Below are 17,559 nucleotides of genomic sequence, written 5' to 3' on the forward strand. Positions count from 1 at the left end.
GCCATGAATAATGAAACCTTGGGCGATAAGCTGTTCGACTGGGCCGTGCATGCGCTTCTTGCGCTCGTCTGCGTCATCGTGCTGTACCCGCTGATCTTCGTGCTCGTCGCCTCATTCAGCAGTCCCGACGCCGTCATGCGCGGCGAGGTATGGCTGTGGCCCAAAGGGCTGACGTGGGTCGGATATACGAAAATATTCCAAAACCACGAAATCTTGACGGGCTACATGAACACGATTCTGTATACGGTCATCGGCACATCGATCAATCTGGTCATGTCCATCGCGGCAGCTTATCCGCTTTCCCGCAAAGATTTGTACGGACGCAACGTGATCTCCGCGATGATGGTTTTTACGATGTTTTTCAGCGGCGGCATGGTGCCGACGTATTTGCTGATCAAAAACCTCGGCATGCTGAACACGATGTGGGCGCTCATTATCCCCGGAGCGGTATCCGTTTACAACGTCCTCATCATGCGGACGTTCTTTCAGAACGGCATTCCGTACGAGATGCAGGAGGCCGCGGCCATCGACGGCTGCTCGAATATGAGCACGCTGATCCGGATCGTGCTGCCCTTGTCCATGCCGATCATCGCGGTCATGATACTGTTTTACAGCGTCGGCCACTGGAACGCGTACTTCAGCGCGCTGATGTATTTGACCGATCGCGACAAATATCCGCTGACGCTGTTCCTGCGGGAAATCCTGATCCAAGGACAGATGCAGGAGATGCAGGGCATCGGCGACGATTCGCACGCGAATGCCGTGATGGAGAGCGAGGCGATCAAGTACGCCGTCGTCATCGTGGCCAATCTGCCGGTGCTGATGCTGTATCCGTTCCTTCAAAAATATTTCGTAAAAGGCGTCATGATTGGGGCGATCAAAGGCTAAGCGGTTCAAGCCCTGCGGAATCGGCTTATGAGCCGATTTACAAAACTTTAAGGTTAAATGGGGGTGACACCCTGTTAGCCGATAGATACAATAACAAAGGGAGGCAAAGACATGCACACAACAAGATGGACAGCAGCGGCATTGTCCCTGGCAATGGCCGGAGGCCTGCTTGCCGGCTGCAGCGGCGGACAGACTGGAGGAGAAGGAGAGCCAGCCCCGAGCGGTGGCGAAGCCGCGGCGAACGTCAACAAGACAGGCATGCCGATCGTCAAGGAACCGATCAACCTGACATTTTTCACGGGGAAAGCGGCGACGAACGGCAACAACTTCGAGGAGACGCTCGTTTGGAAAGAATACGCGAAGATGACGAACATCAACGTGAAATTCCAGCTCGTGCCGTTCGAGAACTTGACCGAGAAGCGCAACCTGGCTCTGGCCGGCGGCGATTATCCGGACGCCTTCTATTCGGCCCGCGTACCGGCATCCGACCTGATGAAATACGGGGCTCAGGGGACGTTCGTCAGACTGAACGACCTGATCGATCAATACGCTCCGAATTTCAAGCGCCTGCTGGAGAAGTATCCGGATCTGAAAAAAGGGCTGACGATGCCTGACGGCGGCATTTATTCGTTCCCGTCCTTCTACAGCCCGGAATTTCTGTCGATGCTGATCGGAACGCCGCTTTGGGTGAAGCAGGAATGGCTGGATAAGTTGAATATGAAGGAGCCGACGACGACCGAGGAATTTTACCAGTTCCTGAAAAAGGTCAAGGAGACCGACCTGAACGGCAACGGGCAGGCGGACGAAATTCCTTATGCGGGCACAGGCATCAATCCGCTGATCGAGCAGATCCGCGGAGCGTGGGGCTTCGGCAACCGCGGCCTCGGCCACAAATTCGTCGACGTCGATCCGAATACGAACGAACTGCGCTTCTTCCGCACCGATCCGAAATATAAAGAAGTCATCGAGTATGTGCGCAAGCTGTATACCGAAGGCTTGATCGACAAGGAAATTTTCACGATCAAGACGGCGGCGCTGTACGCGAAAGGGCAGCAGGGCATTTTGGGCGCTACGATCAACCCGAATCCGAAAACGCAGATGAACCAGGACGGATATATCGGTCTCGGCGCGTTGAAAGGACCGCACGGAGACCAGCTGTATTCCCATATTAAAGTGCCGGCAGTATGGCCGGGAGCGTTCGTCATCACCGACAAGAACAAGCATCCCGAAGCGACGGTGCGCTGGATCGACCATTTCTACGGCGATGAAGGGGCCACCTTCTACTTCATGGGCATCGAAGGCCAGACCTATACCAAGACGGCCGACGGCAAGCTGGAATTCGTCGAGGAGATCACGAACAATCCGAACGGGCTGACGATGGACCAGGCACTGGCCAAATACATTACGTGGCTGGGCGGCAGCTACCCGGGTTACGTCCAGGAGAAATATTTCAAAGGCTCGGAAACGCTGCCCGAATCGCTGGCCGTCGGCGAGAAGGCGCAGCCGCACAAAATTCCGGAGATTTGGAACGCCTTCAACTTCACGGAGGAAGAGTCCGAATTCCGCTCCACCATCGGCTCCGACATCGAGACCTACATCGGCGAGATGGAAGCGAAGTTCATTACCGGCGCCCAGCCGATGTCGGAATGGGATAAATATGTCGCCAACGTTCAGAAGATGGGACTGGACGAGTATATGAAGGTGTACAATCAAGCTTACGAGCGGTACAAAAACAGCAAGTAAGAACACCCAGTTCAACATCACCGCATGGAGGCAGCGGCATGTCCGCTCCTCCTCGTTCATTTTTTCAAATCAGGAAAGGATGTGGGCGAATGCCGCGCTATCGATGGGTACGCGCTATAAAAACAGGCGCCGCGTTAGTTTCCGCCGCGCTGCTAGTGGCGGCCTGCCTGCAATCGGGACCGGCTGCAGAGCCGGCCGCCGCACCTGCACCGCCGGGGCCGCAGGAGCCTGCCCTCCGGACAGAGCAAGTATTCGACCAGGAAGCTTACAAGGGCAAGCTGACGATCCGTTATTTTCGTTTGGACGGGGAAAATTTGGCGGGCGACAGCTTCCTCATCATCTCGCCGGAAGGGCGAACGATGCTCGTGGACGCGGGCTTGCCGGAGGCCGGCTCGCAGGTGGTCGATTATTTGAACAGGCTGAACATCGACAAGCTCGATATCGCCTTGAATACGCATCCGCATATCGACCATATCGGCGGCTATGCCACGGTTGCGAAGGAGAAGGAGATCGGGGCCTTCTACATGGTCAATCTGCCCTACGAGAAGTCTTCGGCCTACCGGAACGCGATCGCAGCCGTCGATGCGAAGAACGTTCCGAAGCGGACGCTGCAGGAGGGCGACACGTTCGCCCTGGGAGACCAGCTCCGCTTCGAGGTGCTGAGCCCGCCCAAGGATGCGTTGCCGGATGCGGTGAAGACGTTCTCCGCGCAGGAAATCAACGATTACTCGATGGTGCTCAAGCTGACTTATGGCGAGCGTTCATTCCTGTTTACGGCAGACATTTACAAGCACAGGGAGATCGAGCTGACCGGGTCCGAATGGAAGGAGAAGCTGAAGAGCGACATGATGGATGCGCCTCATCACGGCAATGAATCGACGTCTTCGTCGACCGCATTCATGGATGCTGTCTCGCCGAGTATCGTCGTCATGAGCCAAAACATTTTCCAGAGCCCGAACCTGAAAGAGCGCATCGAGAAGAAGGGAACCAAGGTGTACTCCACCGGTCTGCACGGCAACATATTGCTGCACTCCGACGGCAAGACGATCGACGTGCTGACGGAAAAAGATTGGCAGCCGCCAAGAGCAAGCGCTGCGGACAAGTGAGAGCCTTCCATTTAAGAAAGCGATTGTTGCAACGAGCTCGCTAATTGTTTGGGAAAGGAATGGTTGATTATGCCGGGCAATGAACAAGCTGCCGAAAAAATCAGCAGAAGAAAACTGCTCGCCTCGCTCGGGGTGACCGGGGCCGCGCTTGCGGCCGGGAGCAGCTGGCTGAATGCCACCGCCGCCGCTGTCGGACCTGCGGTGACGGAGACCGTTTACGGAAATGACGCCAAGTCTCATCCCAGATTCGAGACCGGGTCGATGCCGATATACAACGTCCGGGATTTCGGCGCCGCCGGCGACGGCCAGGCCGACGATACGGCCGCCATTCAGCAGGCGCTCAGCCAGGCTGCGCAAGGGGAGTATTCGCATGTCGTCATTCCGAAGGGGACGTACAAAACGACCGATACGCTGCGCATTTACCGCCGCACGCGGCTGACTTTGGCTCCCGGAGCAACCATCCTGCGCTGCCACGATCATTCGTTTCTTGTGAACGGAGATAACGGCTCGATGTTCGAAGGATACGAAGGGCACGGCGATATCGTCATCGAGGGTGGAGTGTGGGAGGGCAACATCCTGCAGTACCCGGATACGTTCAACGGGTTTGGCCTGGCCAGGGGCAGCGGCATTGTAATCCGCGGCATCGAGATGCGGGACATCGTGAGCGCGCACGGCATCGATATGAACGCTTGCGAGAACGTGCTGATCGAGAACTGCCGTTTTCTCGGTTATCGCGACGGCACGGCCGATCAATCGCGGGATTACGCCGAGGCGATTCAGCTGGCCAACCATACGGCGGCCGGATTTTCGCAGATGGGCGTCTTCGACGGAACGCCTTGCCGGAATGTGATCATCCGCGGCTGCTACTTTGGCGCCAGCGGCACGCCGGGCACGCAAGCTTGGCCGGCCGGCGTCGGCAACCATTACGCTGTGCACAATCTGTATAATGCCAACATCAAGATTACGGATAACACGTTCGACGGGATGACGTTCGCCGGCGTCCGCAGCTTCAAGTTCAATGATCTGCTTGTTTCCGGCAACTTGTTTCTAAACTGCACCCGCGGCATCATGCTGTCGAACCCGCAGGGCGGGACCGAATCGTCCAAGGATGCGGACGGGGTGCAGAGCGGACTGCCGCAATCGGGCAAGCGCATCGTCATCTCGTCCAACGTCTTCCAGGGGACGACGGGCGAGAACATCTACTGCGCCGGCTGGCCCAAGACGAACGAAGCGTATGCCAAGGTAGAGTCGCTTGTCATCGCGGACAATGTGTTCGAGGCCGGTTCTGCGAACCGCAACTGCATCACGATGCGCTGGGCGCACAATGTATCGGTCACCGGCAATTTGTTCCGCAGCCAATACCGGGGCATGCTGCTTGCCTATGTCAGCGATGCGACGATCAGCGGCAATCATTTTCTGGACATAAAAATGGAAGCGGTTTATATGGAGGAGCCGGATGCGGAGTACCGCAATCAGGGACATACCCGGGGTCTCGACATCAGCCACAATCTCGTGAGCCGATGCGGCAGAACGGGCATTTTCGTGCAAAATGCGGACGGCTTCCAGGTATGCGGCAACGTCGTCGATTCCGCGGCGACGGAGACCGACAATACGAGAAGCGGCATCCTCGCGGCCAACGGGGCGAAGAATGGGACGATCGCCGGCAATACCGTCGTTAAAGCGCGGTCCGGCAACCAAAATCAGTACGGCGTCAGCGTGACCGGGACATGCAGCAACGTGCAGGTCTCGAACAACCGCTGCGAAGGCAAGACGGCAGCCGTATCGGTGCAGGGAGCGAGCAACTTCGACGGCGTCTATCTGCATGCGCCAAGCGGAGCCCGTTACCGCATGACGGTAGGCAATGACGGCAGCCCTGTGTTTACGCCGGGCTGATCGGTTGAGCAGGCATGCATAGTTCCGCCCGGAGAGCGAGCGGCTGCTGAGGCAGCAAAGCTCGGCTTCCGCGACGATATCCTGCACCGGGAAGCCGCTGAAGGTCTGCGGCTGATCATCGCGGCCGATTCCGGCTTCTCTGCGGCTTCCGGTGCGGGCGGTGCGTAAAGCGAAGCGCGCCGGCTTAATGCTTGTCGGCCGGCGCCGCCTCGACGGCAATCTGATAGGCCTCCATGACGGATTGCGCTTCCTCCGGATCGTCGATGCCGACGAGATACTGCTCTCCGTCCTCTTCCTCAATGCGCATCAGCAGAAGATCATCCTCCGAATGAAGCAAAGCGTAGCTTTGCTGCTCCATATCGAACAAAGCCTCGATCGTATATTGCAGCTGCTCTCCGCGCTCATTCTCAATCGTAATCTTATCCCTGTGCTCATGGCTCGAATCCATCGTTGATGCTCCTTTGCTTATTATCGTCAAGGATAGGTGCAGCCGCCCATAGCGTTTGATGAAAAACGGAAAAATATGCAAGCCGCAGGCTAAACCATGCTATCGCGCGAGTACAGCGCCTGGCAAAAAGGTATCGAATGGCCGCATTGGACTATAATGAAATATATACATACTGCAAGGGGGGCGGCTCATGGGGAATTTTCTCTCCCGGGCGGATCGATTCAAGTGGTTGTTTCTCAATAACAAATTCGTCATCTTTCTGCTGGTGCTGCTGCTGATCGGGCTCAATATTTGGGTATTGAACCATATCCCGTTTGTCTTCAGGCCTTTGGTGGTGCTCGTCAAAACGGTGCTGCTCCCGCTCCTGCTGGCAGGCATCGCTTATTATTTGCTCAATCCGGCGGTGGATTGGCTGCAGCGACGCGGGGTAAGGCGGATTGTGTCCATCGCCTTGCTGTATTTGACGATCATTCTCGCGGCCGGGCTGATCGTCTCCAAAGTCATCCCGATCGTGCGCGAGCAGATCACCGGTTTAATCCATAATGCGCCGCATTTCATACGGGAGATCCAGTTTCAGCTCGAGCAGCGGCTCGGCAGCCAGCTGTTCCATCAGCTGCAGTCGCTGATCGGGCTCAATTCGGACGATTGGATCAACACGCTGACCGACAAGCTGTCCGGCATTGTCAACCGGGCGGGGCAAAGCATCGGCGGATTCCTGGGGGCGGTGACCGAGATCGTTCTCGCTGTCGTGACCCTGCCGTTTATTTTGTTTTATTTGTTGAAGGACGGGAGGAAGCTGCCATCGTACATTTTGCAGTTCGTGCCGGTCCGCTTCCGCGAGCAGACGCATCGGGTGATGGCAGAGATGAATCACCAGATCAGCTCTTACATCCGCGGGCAGATCATCGTGAGCTTTTGCATCGGATTTTTGCTGTTTGTCGGATACCGCATTATCGGGCTGGACTATTCCCTGGTGCTGGCCGCCATCGCCGCTTTGACGAGCGTCGTGCCTTATTTGGGACCCGCGATCGCCATCACGCCCGCGCTGATCGTCGCCCTCGTCACATCGCCGGTCATGCTCCTGAAGATGGTCGTCATTTGGACGATCGTTCAGCTTGTCGAGGGGAAGTTCATTTCGCCGCAAATTATGGGGAAGACGATGCAAATTCATCCGATCACGATCATCTTCATCATTTTGACGGCAGGCAACCTGTTCGGGGTATGGGGCGTTTTGCTGGCCGTTCCCGGCTACGCCGTGCTGAAGGTCATCTGCTCGCACTTGTTCGCCTGGTTCAAAAGCCGCTCCGGCTTGTACGATCCTGCTCAGATGTAATTCGTTGGCCGCCCGTCACATCTGCGGAAGCCATCTCCTTAAGGAGGGAGGCGGCGCGGCCATCGCGGCGATGCGATGCGGGAAAAGGATACGCTGAAGAAGGCTCCGGCTTGATTTACGCCCGAATGTCATATACAATAAGCTTATTCCTTTTAAAGGAGAGATTTTGATGTCGGTGAGCGTTCTTAACTAATAATTCCATAGGAAGCTTGCGCAATCTTGAAAAATTGGCCGGAATCCTCTGGCGAATTTTCAGGCACCGAAGGCGACGACTGATGACGAGAGATCATTCGTCATAGGCGCCTATCTTGAAAATCAGCTTCTATCTACAAGCTGAATTTTCAATGCCGCAGGCGACGACCGATGACGAGAGAATCATTCGTCATAGGCGTCCAGGTGAAATTTTACGCCCGATGCGGGTGTGTTTTCTCATGCCCGAATGCGCAGCTTCGGATTAGTTAAGAACAGCGGATACCGAACATCGCCCAAGATCATGCTATCCTTGCGCCGAATTCGTGCTGTCTTCAGCACGTTTTTTTCGTTTCGGCGTTTTTAAGGATAGACCGACGAAGGCAAAGAATGACGCTACCCGCGCGCCGTTCTTTGCCTTTTTTTATTTGCACAAAGGAGCGATTCGAGATGAACGAAAGAACGATGCGCCAATTGGAGTATGACCAAATCAAACAGAAGGTGGCGGAGTACGCGGTATCGTATCTGGGCAAGGAACACGTCGAACGGATGGGGCCGCTGCTCGAGTGCCGGGCCGTACGAACGGCGCTGGACGATGCGAATGAAGCGCTGGCGATTCTGAACGCGGGAGGCAGCGTGCCGATTCCTTCGCTGCAGGGCATCGACGCGGTGCTGAACCTGCTCGGGACAGGCTATGTTTTCAGCGAGGACGATTTTTCCAATATTTATACGTTTCTGCATAGCTGCACGCAGCTTAGGAAATATATGGCCTCGAAGGCGGCTGTCGCGCCGCGGATCAGCCAATTTGCCGCCTCGCTGCACGAGCTGGACAGGTTGAAAGCGGAGATCGAACGGTGCCTGTGTCATGGCAGCATCGTCGATACGGCGAGCAAAGAGCTGAATAAAGTGCGCAAAAAAATCGCCGTCATCCAGGAGCGCATCAAGAGCAAAATTCAAGCGCTGCTGACAAGACATCGCGACATTTTGCAGGAGAATCTGGTCGGGATGCGCGGCGACCGGTACGTGCTGCCGGTCAAAAAGGAGCATCGGAAGCGAATCGCCGGTACGGTGCTAGGCGAATCGTCCAGCGGCCAGACCGTATACATCGAGCCCGGCGATATCGCCCACCTGCAGCATGAGCTTCACGCGCTCAGGGCGGAGGAGGCGCGGGAGGAAGCCAAGGTGCTCAGCCATTTGACAGGTCTGGCCGAGGAAGCCGAGCATGAACTGCGCATGAATGTCGAGACGATCGGCGAATACGACTACCTGTTCGCCAAGGCGAAGTACGCGCTGTCGATCGGAGGAAGGAATGTGGAGGTGAACGATGCAGGGGTGATCGACTTCCGCGGCGCCGTTCATCCGCTGCTTGGCAGCAACATGGTGCCGCTCGGCTTCTCCATCGGTCGGAAGTACCGGTCGCTCATCATTACGGGCCCGAACACGGGCGGCAAGACGGTGGCGCTGAAAACGGTCGGACTGCTCACCTTGATGGTTCAATCCGGCCTGCTCGTTCCGGTGCAGGAAGGCAGCACCTTTGCCGTTTTCGCGCAAATCGCCGCCGATATCGGGGACGGGCAAAGCATCGAGCAGTCGCTGAGCACATTCTCCTCCCATATCCGCAATATGATCGAAATTTTGCAGGACGCAGACCGGTCGACGCTCGTGCTTGTCGACGAGATGGCGACAGGCACCGATCCGGGCGAAGGCGTCGGACTTTCGATCGCGATTTTGGAGGAGCTGTACCGCAGGCAGGCAACTGTCATTGCGACGACTCATTTTAACGAAATCAAGCATTTTGCCGCGACGACGGCCGGATTCGAGAACGCCAGGATGGAGTTCGATACCGATACGCTGAAGCCGCTGTACCGGCTGCGCATCGGCGAAGCCGGCTCCAGCTACGCATTCGTCATCGCCCGCAATTTGGGGATGTCTCCCCAGATCATCCGGCGCTCCCAAGAAATTATGGAAGGCTGGGGCAAGGACGAGCGGGCGATTGAGCCGACGCTGACAGAGCAGGGGCGCGGGCCGGAGGCGAGGCGGGCGGAGCAGGAAAGCATGCCGGAGGCGACGCAGGCGAAGCAAGAAAGCATGGCGGAGGCGACGCAAGCGAAGCAGGAAAGCATGCCGGAGGCGAAGCGGACGGAGCAGGAAAGCGTGCCGGAGGCGACGCGGGCGAAGCAGGAAAGCATGCCGGAGGCGACGCAAGCGAGACAGGCGTGCATGGCGGAGGCGAAGCGGACGGAGCCGGGGCAACCGGCCACCGATGCGGGAGAAGGCCATAGCGAGCCCGCCGGTTCCCTTCTCCATCCGGCTGGCGGCAAGCAGGGCGGTTCGGACGGAGCCGGACATACCGGGGCTGACCAGGGCCTGCCAGTCCACGGCATGCGCGGCGAAGCGGCCGATACAGCCCGGCCGATGACGGAGAAGCGGGAGAAGCCGCCGGCTTCGCCGAGAAAATTCCGCATCGGAGACAGCGTCTACGTGTCTTCATTGAACAAGACCGGGATCGTGTACCGGGAGGAGGACGCCCAAGGGCTTGTCGGCGTCATGATCCAGAAGCAGAAAGTAACGGTCAATCAAAAACGGTTCTCCCTGCATATTCCGAAGGAGGAGCTGTATCCGGACGACTACGACTTCGACATTATCTTTGAAACCAAGGAAGACCGGAAGAAAAAGAAGCTCATGAGCCGCAAGCATGTGGAAGGGCTGACGATCGTAAGGAAGCCGGAGGAGCTGTGAGCAGGAGGCGCAAGCCGCTCCCCGGGCGTTGCGGGAAGCGGCTACTTCGCCAGATCGTGCAGGGCGACGCAGCGGCTCGCCTGCATCACGCCGGCCAGCCTGCGGGCGAGACCGAGCCGGACCGTGCCGATCTCCGTATCGACGACGGTAATCCGGCACGGCTGCTCGGCCAGCGCGCGGGCCGCGGCGATTGCTGCCTCGAACGAGCTGTCCGGATGCGCGGCGCGGGCAGCAGGGCGCACTCTCCCGTCCGTCACGAGGTAGATGTGGGGCTGCAGCTCCGGGCGGGCCGTGCGCCACCGTTCGAGCAGCTCGCGGCATGCTTTCAGTCCGGCTGCCAGCGGCGTCCCTCCGCCGACGGTCAGCTGCTCCAGCGCTTGGCGGGCCAGGCCGACGCTGCGGGTGGGAGGGCAGAGCAGCTCGGCCTGGCGGTGGCGAAAGCAGAGCAGCGCGAATAGATGCCGGTCGCGGTACGCCTGCTCGATCAGCGACAGCACCGCCGCTTTCGTCTGCTTCATCCGCTGGAAGCTGGCCATCGAGCCGCTGGCGTCCAGCGCGATGAGCAGCACCTGCCTTAGCGTCCCCGCGATCACTTTCTCGTGCAGGTCAGCCCTGGCGACGACAGGCCCAGGAGGGCTGTCGCGGCGTGCCCGCCGTACAGCCGCCGCTTGAATCGTGCGCGGCCAATCGATGCGCTGGCAGGCGAGGCCGCCGCCCTCGGCAAGCTTGCGCGAGCGGAGATGCCGGCCGGGAGCGTTCGGCGGCAAGAGGACGCCGCCTTTGCGCACGCCGAAGGCCGCCCTCGGCGTGCCGCTTGCCGCCCGTTCCGCTTCGGAACGGAGCAGGGAGGCGTCGAGCCGGAAGGCGCTGTCGATCGGCAGCAGGCGCTCCGAGAGCGGGCCGAGCGGCGGGGCGGAGCCGTCACGCGGCGGAGCCGCGCTCGCATCCTCCACTTCCGACGTCGGCGGCGGGGAAGAGAACGGCGGGCGGGAAGGCGCGGAGCCGCCGCTGCCGGGCGGCGATTGGCCGGCATTGCCGTTCCCGTGGCCGTCCGCGTTCCGTGTCCCGGCTCCCGCTTCCGGTCCGTTCTGCCGGCCATCGCCGTCACCCGGACCTGGGTCCGGCCCGTTCTGCCGTCCGCCGCCGTCTTGCGGTCCCGGATCCGCCCCGTCCTGCCGTCCGCCGCCGTTATCCGGTCCCGGGTCCGGTTCGGGATCGGGCTGCCACGACTCGCTGCTACGGTGGCGCAGCGCCAGCGGCGCGGCGTCGTTCACATCCGCCGCCGTCACCTCCGCGCGCTGCCGGTAGGCGGCGATCGCCTTCGCCGTCTCGCAGATGACAAGATCGGCGCGCATGCCTTCCGTCTTCGCCTCCAGGCAGATGCGCGCCACCTGCTCCAGTCTCGCGTAAGGCAGCGAGACATTGGCGAAGGCGTCCCGCGCCTGGCGCAGCCGCTCCCGCTCCGCCTGCATCTCGTCCTCCCACTCGGCGGCGAAGGCGAGCGGATCGGCGTTGAAGCGGATGCGCCGGCTCATGATTTCGGCACGCTCGGCGATGTCGGTCGGGGAGGATACCTCCACGCACAAGCCGAACCGGTCGAGCAGTTGCGGGCGAAGCTCGCCCTCCTCCGGGTTCATCGTGCCGACCAGGATGAATTTGGCCGGGTGCGAGACGGAGAAGCCGTCGCGCTCGACCCGGTTCCACCCGGATGCGGCGGCGTCGAGCAGCATATCGACGAGATGGTCTGGCAGCAGATTGATTTCGTCGACATACAAAATGCCGCGATGCGCCTTTGCCAGCAGGCCGGGATGAAAGGAGAAGCGCCCTTCGGCCATGGCCGCCTCCACGTCCATATGCCCGACCAGCCGGTCCTCGCCGGCGCTGACCGGCATCTCTACGAACGGGGCGGGGGCGTAGCCCGGCTCCCCGTCCCACGGCCGGCCCTTGCACACCGGGCAAAACTCGAAGGGCGACGCCGGGTCGCACAAGCTCGGGCAGCCGGGCACGACCGGAACCGGCGGCAGCAGCTCGGCCAGGGCGCGCACGGCCGTCGACTTGGCGTTGCCCTTCTCGCCCTGGATCAGCACGCCGCCGACCGACGGGGAGACGGCGTTCAGCAGCAGCGCCCATTTCGTCTGCTCCTGGCCGACGATCGCCCCGAACGGGTAAATGGGCCGCTTGGCGTTAGCTATTATGGTCACGCGGATCGTCTCCTTCCTCCAGATAGGCTTCGGTCTGCAGCAGCGCGTCCATGAGCGCCTGGATCGTCTCCGGGTTCGGCTGCTCCCACAGCTCGCGCTGCGCCGCTTCGAGCAGCCGCTCGGCGATATCTTTCAGTGCCCACGGATTGGACTCCAGCAAAAACTGCCGCATCGACTCGTCCAGCACATAAGCTTCGCTGACCTTCTCGTACATCCAGTCCTCGACGACATGCGCCGTCGCGTCGTAGCCGAACAGAAAATCGGTCGTGTTGGCCATCTCCAGCGCCCCTTTGTAGCCGTGGCGCTTGGCGGATTCCAGCCATTTCGGATTGACGACGCGACTGCGGAACACGCGCCTCGCCTCCTCCGCCAAGTCGCGGATGCGGACGTAGGCCGGATTCGAGGAATCGCCGAAATATTTTTTCGGATCTTTCCCTGTCAGCGAGCGGATCGTCGCCACGAGTCCGCCGTGCTCCTGGAAGTAGTCGTCGCTGTCGAAGATATCGTGCTCGCGGTTGTCCTGGTTTTTGGTGGCAATCTGCACAAGGCTCAGCCGGTGCTTGAACTCCGCGGCGGCCGGTCTGCCGTAAGCTTTCTCCGTGTAGGCGTAGCTGGACCAGTTCGTGAACACCTCCGCCAGGTCGTCATCCGTCTGCCATTGGCCGCTTTCGATCAGCGCCAGCATGCCTGCGCCGTACGTGCCCGGCTTGCTGCCGAACACGCGGTATTTCGACGTCTCCAGCGCCTCCTGCGGCGTCATGCCGAGCCGCTCCTTCTGCGCCGCTTCCTCCAGCACGGCCTTGCGAATCGGATTCATCTCCAGCGGCTCGTCAAGGCCGCTGACCAGCTCCACGGCGTCGTTCATCAGCTTGACGAGATGAGGGAAGGCGTCGCGGAAAAAGCCGCTGATTCTCACCGTCACGTCGATGCGCGGGCGGCCGAGCTCCTCCAGCGTGATCAGCTCCAGCCCGGTGACGCGGCCGCTGGAAGGGGCCCATATCGGACGGACGCCCATCAGCGCCAGGATTTGCGCCACATCGTCGCCGCGCGTGCGGATCGCCGACGTGCCCCACAGCACGATAGCGACCGTCTTCGGATACTCGTTCTCCTCCCGCACGTACCGGGCGATCAGCTCATCGGCGAGCTGACGGCCGACGCGCCAAGCCGTAGCCGAAGGCAGCGCTCCCGGATCAACGGAGTAGAAGTTGCGCCCGGTCGGCAAAATGTCGGCCATGCCGCGCGTCGGCGCGCCGCTCGGACCCGGGGGCACGAACCCGCCGTCCAAGCCGCGCAGCAGATTGCCGATTTCGTCCGGCATCATCAGCAGGCGCGGAATCAGAATGTCCCGCACATAATCGAGCGTTCTCCGCGTCTGCGGAGCGTCTGGCGCGTCGGTAGGGATGGCGGACGCCGGCAGTGTCCGTTCCGAAGGCTGCGGAGCAGGCAGCCGCTCCGCTTCAATCATCTGCTCCAGCAAGCCGCGGCAGACGAGCTCGACCGCTTCCTTCATATCGCGGAAGCGCGGCGCGAAGGCGGCGGGGAAGCCGGGCAGCGAGCGGAACGCCTCCGGCACAGACCCGTTCCACGGCTCGCCTAGCGTCTCCTCCTTCAGCAGCTGCGACCAATCCAGGCCGAAGCTGTCGGCTACCGCGCCCGGCAGGGAAGGAATGTCCCCGTTCGGCAGCTGCACGAGCGAGTAGAGCATATCCGTCCATGCCCGCATGCTGTCCGGCAGCTGGCCCATCGTATGCAGGCCGTCGCGGATCTGCGCCGCCTTCAGTTCGCAAATGTAGCCGTCGACCTTTTTCAGAAACAGTTCGAATTCCTGCGGATAATCGTTCTGCTGCAAATCCCGGTCGAGCTGCGCTTTGCGGACCGTGTCCCAAATTTCCTGCTGAATATGCGGCAGCTTCTTCGGATCGAGCAATTGCAGCTGATAATATTCCTCGAGCAGCAGCTCGATGCGGCTGAGCTCATCGTACGTGCCGGCGGCCGTCAGCACCGGCACCATATGATCGACGATGGTCGCATGGCTGCGCCGCTTGGCCTGCGTGCCTTCGCCCGGATTATTGATAATATAGGCGTAGAAATTCGGCAGGTCGTCGAGCACGACCTCCGGAAAGCAGTTCTCCGACAGGCCGACGCCTTTGCCCGGCAGCCATTCCAGCGTGCCGTGCTTGCCGAGATGGATGACCGCGTCGGCCTCGAATTCGTCGCGCAGCCAGCGGTAGTAGGCGACGTAATGGTGCGTCGGCACCAGGTCCGGGCTATGATAGATCGCCGACGGGTCGTCCCCGAAGCCGCGCGGCGGCTGCAGGCCGACGAACACGCGGCCGAAGCGGATGCCCGGTATGATCAGCCTGCCTTCGTAGACGAAGATGTCGCCGGGCGGCTTGCCCCACGTCCGCTCGATGCGCTCCCGCGCTTCGCCCGCGACCGAGCGCCAGCGTTCCGCATAGCGCTGCTGCGGCAAGCCTTCGGCCGTGCGCAGCTGCTCCTCCGTCAAGTAGTCGCGGTCGTTGCTGCAGGTGGCGATCACGCGCTGCGCCAGCTCGTCGCCGCTCGCCGGCAGCTTCGCCGGATCGCCGACATCGTATCCGGCCTCCGCCAGCGCCCGCAGCACGAGGACGACGGAGTTCAGCGTGTCCAGGCCGACGCCGTTGCCGATGCGCGAATTTTTGGACGGGGAGTTGTTGAAAACGAACGCGATGTTTTTGTCGCGGTTCGGCTTCCGCCGCAGCCGGGTCCAGCGCAGAACCAGCCTCGTCAAATAAGCCGTCCGGTCGGGACGGGCGATATAGCGCCGGACCGGCGTCTGCAGGACGGGGTCCTCCGGACCGGTCTCCTTGAAGCAGAACGGCACCGTCACGATGCGGCCGTCGAACTCCGGCAGGGCGACGTTCATCGCCGTATCGAGGGGCGTCAGGCCGGCGCCGCTGTCCAGCCACTGGCGCTGCCCGTTAAACGAGATGAGCGCCTGGAAGATCGGCACGTCGAGCTTCTCCAGCGTCGATCGCGCGTCCCGGCTCGGCGGACACACGTCCGCTTCCCGCGAGTGGACGGAGAAGCTCATCGTGACGATCAGCGCGTCGACGAGCGGCTTGCGGTCCGGACCGAGCAGCAGGGGGAGGAACGATTCGCTCTCCGGCCTGCGCGCGTCTTCTTTCATGCTTTGCGCGAATATCGGAAGCGGAATGCCGCCCTGCCGCTCGATCTCCGCGCACAGATCGTCGACAAACGCCACATTGCGGCTCATCCAGTGAGCGCGGTAGAACAGGACGCCGACGACCGGGCGTCCTTCCTCAAGCTGTGCCGCATAGCGCGCGCTCCATTCGTCCCGCTGCAGCGGCTGCAGCCGTTCCGGCGAATAAATGCCCGACCAGGGCATGGCGGCAGGCTTCTCGTAGCTGTAGCGCGTGCCGAGCCACGTGTCGCTGACGAATCGCAGCATATGCGTGAAGTTGTCGATGCCGCCGTAGACGGCGTACGTCATCGCCTGCTTCGACAAAGCGAGCGGCACGTTGGTCGCCTCGTCCAGCTCGGCGTAATGCTCATGATCGCCCGGCCAGGCGAGCAGCGGCACGCCGCTCTCGTAGCAATGCGCTTCGATGCGCTCGAAGGCGTACGGATGCGCTTTTTTGCCTCCCAGAATGCGCATGATAACCAGCGAGGCCTGCTCCAGATGCTCGTCGAGAAAAGCCTGGGCCGCCGCTTCGTTGTCCAGCCAGTCGGTCAGATTGGCGGCGCGCAGCGGGGCGAAGCCGTCCGGCAAATACGCGAGGCTGGTCTGAATCGACAGCAGGTCGGTATCGGTCGTAGTCAAATACAGAATCATTGCGGTGCTCCTTTTCCGGAAACGAACGTTTCCCCGTTATATTCCGCAAGGACGGCGGGCGCGTAGTTTTCCGACCGCTTCAGCGAGCGGACAATCTGCCGTCCGACGCTAGGCGTCACTCCCTTGTACCAGACGCCCTTCGGATAGACGATCACGACGCAGGCGTCGCCGCACCGCCCGTTGCAGCGGGTGCGGCTCGTATGGACGAGCGACTGCAGCCCCTGCGCCTCGATCTCCTGGCGCAGCTCCTGCGTCACCTGCTCGCCGCCTTGCTGCATGCAGCTTCCGCCGTTGCAGATCAGCACATGATACTTGGTTAAGGTCAAATCCCGATCCATCGAATGGTGTACCTCCCTGGCAGCAAAATCTATGTCCGGCGGAACACGTCAAAAAAGCTTTTCTCCCCGGATGGAAGAAATGCTTGTCGAACGCGGCAGTATCGTCCGGCGTATGTACGGGCGGCAAAGCGCAGCACCGTCGGCCGGCAGCGTATCGACACCTCCCCAAGTCCCGTAGGTCGTAGCGGTGCGGTCGAAACAGGCAGGTCTCCTGGCTTCGGGCATGAGGCGCCGGCATGTCTTCCCGGACTTGCAAGGTCCAGTGACTGGTCGACCGAGCGCCGCCGGCAGCATGCCGGCTCCCTTCACAGTGGCGGGTCCGCGTTGGCTTTGCACCAAACTTCCCTTTTCACCGGACGGCACGCGCAAAATCATACCGTCCGACACCCATTTCCTATAAAACATAGACTATCATCATTCCATAGGCTTGTCTATCGAACTATTCGCCGAATCGAGAAGCGCTCGGGAGCTTTGTGCGGCAGACAATTTACAAATTTGCGCCGATTCTCTATACTGTACCACAGCACAGAAATCGAATAAGCAGCCTGCTAGGTTCCTTTGCGAGATTCGTAGAGACGTAAAGGATGAAAAGGGAAGATCGGTGAAATTCCGACGCGGTCCCGCCACTGTAAGCGCAGAGCGAGCCTCGATAAACCACTGTGGCCTTCAGGTCATGGGAAGGGAGAGGGGAGCGGTGAAGCGCGAGCCAGGAGACCTGCCTAGGCAGTGCTTACATTCATGTATCCTTCGAGGAAAAGGATGCGGATCATAGCGGGGATAGAGAGCTTGCCGCCCTTAAGGCTTCCTGATGCGGCCGCGAGGGCTTGAAGGCAGGCGAAGCCGCTA

At 60.5% G+C, this 17,559-nt stretch carries 10 protein-coding genes and 2 riboswitches; of the genes, 6 read left to right on the forward strand and 4 right to left on the reverse strand.

The features are described from left to right. Window positions 1–3: 3 nt before the first annotated feature. The 4 genes from F591_RS0114160 (at window position 4) to F591_RS28145 (ending at window position 5,630) form a co-directional block, all read left to right on the forward strand. The gene (locus F591_RS0114160; RefSeq protein WP_019535274.1) at window positions 4–888 is read left to right on the forward strand and encodes a carbohydrate ABC transporter permease; all 885 of its coding nucleotides are present in this window, start codon (window positions 4–6) and stop codon (window positions 886–888) included. Window positions 889–999: 111 nt separating this feature from the next. Beyond that, window positions 1,000–2,631, forward strand: coding sequence for an extracellular solute-binding protein (locus F591_RS0114165; RefSeq protein ID WP_019535275.1), 1,632 nt, complete (start codon window positions 1,000–1,002; stop codon window positions 2,629–2,631). Window positions 2,632–2,720: 89 nt separating this feature from the next. Beyond that, window positions 2,721–3,737, forward strand: a complete 1,017-nt coding sequence (locus F591_RS0114170) for a ComEC/Rec2 family competence protein (RefSeq protein ID WP_019535276.1) — start codon at window positions 2,721–2,723, stop codon at window positions 3,735–3,737. Window positions 3,738–3,806: 69 nt separating this feature from the next. Then, window positions 3,807–5,630, forward strand: coding sequence for a right-handed parallel beta-helix repeat-containing protein (locus F591_RS28145; RefSeq protein WP_019535277.1), 1,824 nt, complete (start codon window positions 3,807–3,809; stop codon window positions 5,628–5,630). A 184-nt stretch (window positions 5,631–5,814) separates the two neighbouring features. Here F591_RS28145 and F591_RS0114180 read toward each other — a convergent pair whose 3' ends face one another. Continuing rightward, window positions 5,815–6,078 carry a DUF1292 domain-containing protein gene (locus F591_RS0114180; protein ID WP_019535278.1) on the reverse strand — a complete coding sequence of 88 codons (264 nt, stop codon included), beginning with the start codon at window positions 6,076–6,078 and terminating at the stop codon, window positions 5,815–5,817. A gap of 190 nt (window positions 6,079–6,268) precedes the next feature. Here F591_RS0114180 and F591_RS0114185 point away from each other — a divergent pair, with 190 nt between their 5' ends. Continuing rightward, entirely contained in the window at window positions 6,269–7,411 is a 1,143-nt protein-coding gene (locus F591_RS0114185; RefSeq protein WP_019535279.1) for an AI-2E family transporter, read from the forward strand. Window positions 7,412–8,050: 639 nt separating this feature from the next. After that, window positions 8,051–10,339, forward strand: a complete 2,289-nt coding sequence (locus tag F591_RS0114190; protein WP_019535280.1) for an endonuclease MutS2 — start codon at window positions 8,051–8,053, stop codon at window positions 10,337–10,339. Between the two features lie 41 nt (window positions 10,340–10,380). Here the strand turns inward: F591_RS0114190 and F591_RS28150 are convergent, their stop codons facing one another. From F591_RS28150 to F591_RS0114205, 3 genes are read right to left on the reverse strand one after another with little or no spacing between them, the layout of a single operon-like run. After that, the gene (locus F591_RS28150; protein WP_019535281.1) at window positions 10,381–12,540 is read right to left on the reverse strand and encodes a VWA domain-containing protein; all 2,160 of its coding nucleotides are present in this window, start codon (window positions 12,538–12,540) and stop codon (window positions 10,381–10,383) included. Then, entirely contained in the window at window positions 12,524–16,375 is a 3,852-nt protein-coding gene (cobN, locus tag F591_RS0114200) for a cobaltochelatase subunit CobN (RefSeq protein ID WP_019535282.1), read from the reverse strand. Before cobN ends, F591_RS28150 begins: the two co-directional genes overlap by 17 nt. Then, entirely contained in the window at window positions 16,372–16,713 is a 342-nt protein-coding gene (locus tag F591_RS0114205; protein WP_019535283.1) for a (2Fe-2S) ferredoxin domain-containing protein, read from the reverse strand. Before F591_RS0114205 ends, cobN begins: the two co-directional genes overlap by 4 nt. Window positions 16,714–16,897: 184 nt before the next feature. Next, a riboswitch (cobalamin riboswitch) is annotated at window positions 16,898–17,119 on the reverse strand. Between the two features lie 129 nt (window positions 17,120–17,248). Further along, window positions 17,249–17,450: riboswitch (cobalamin riboswitch) on the forward strand. Window positions 17,451–17,559 lie beyond the last annotated feature (109 nt).

The sequence above is a fragment of the Paenibacillus ginsengihumi DSM 21568 genome (assembly GCF_000380965.1).
Taxonomy (GTDB): domain Bacteria; phylum Bacillota; class Bacilli; order Paenibacillales; family NBRC-103111; genus Paenibacillus_G; species Paenibacillus_G ginsengihumi.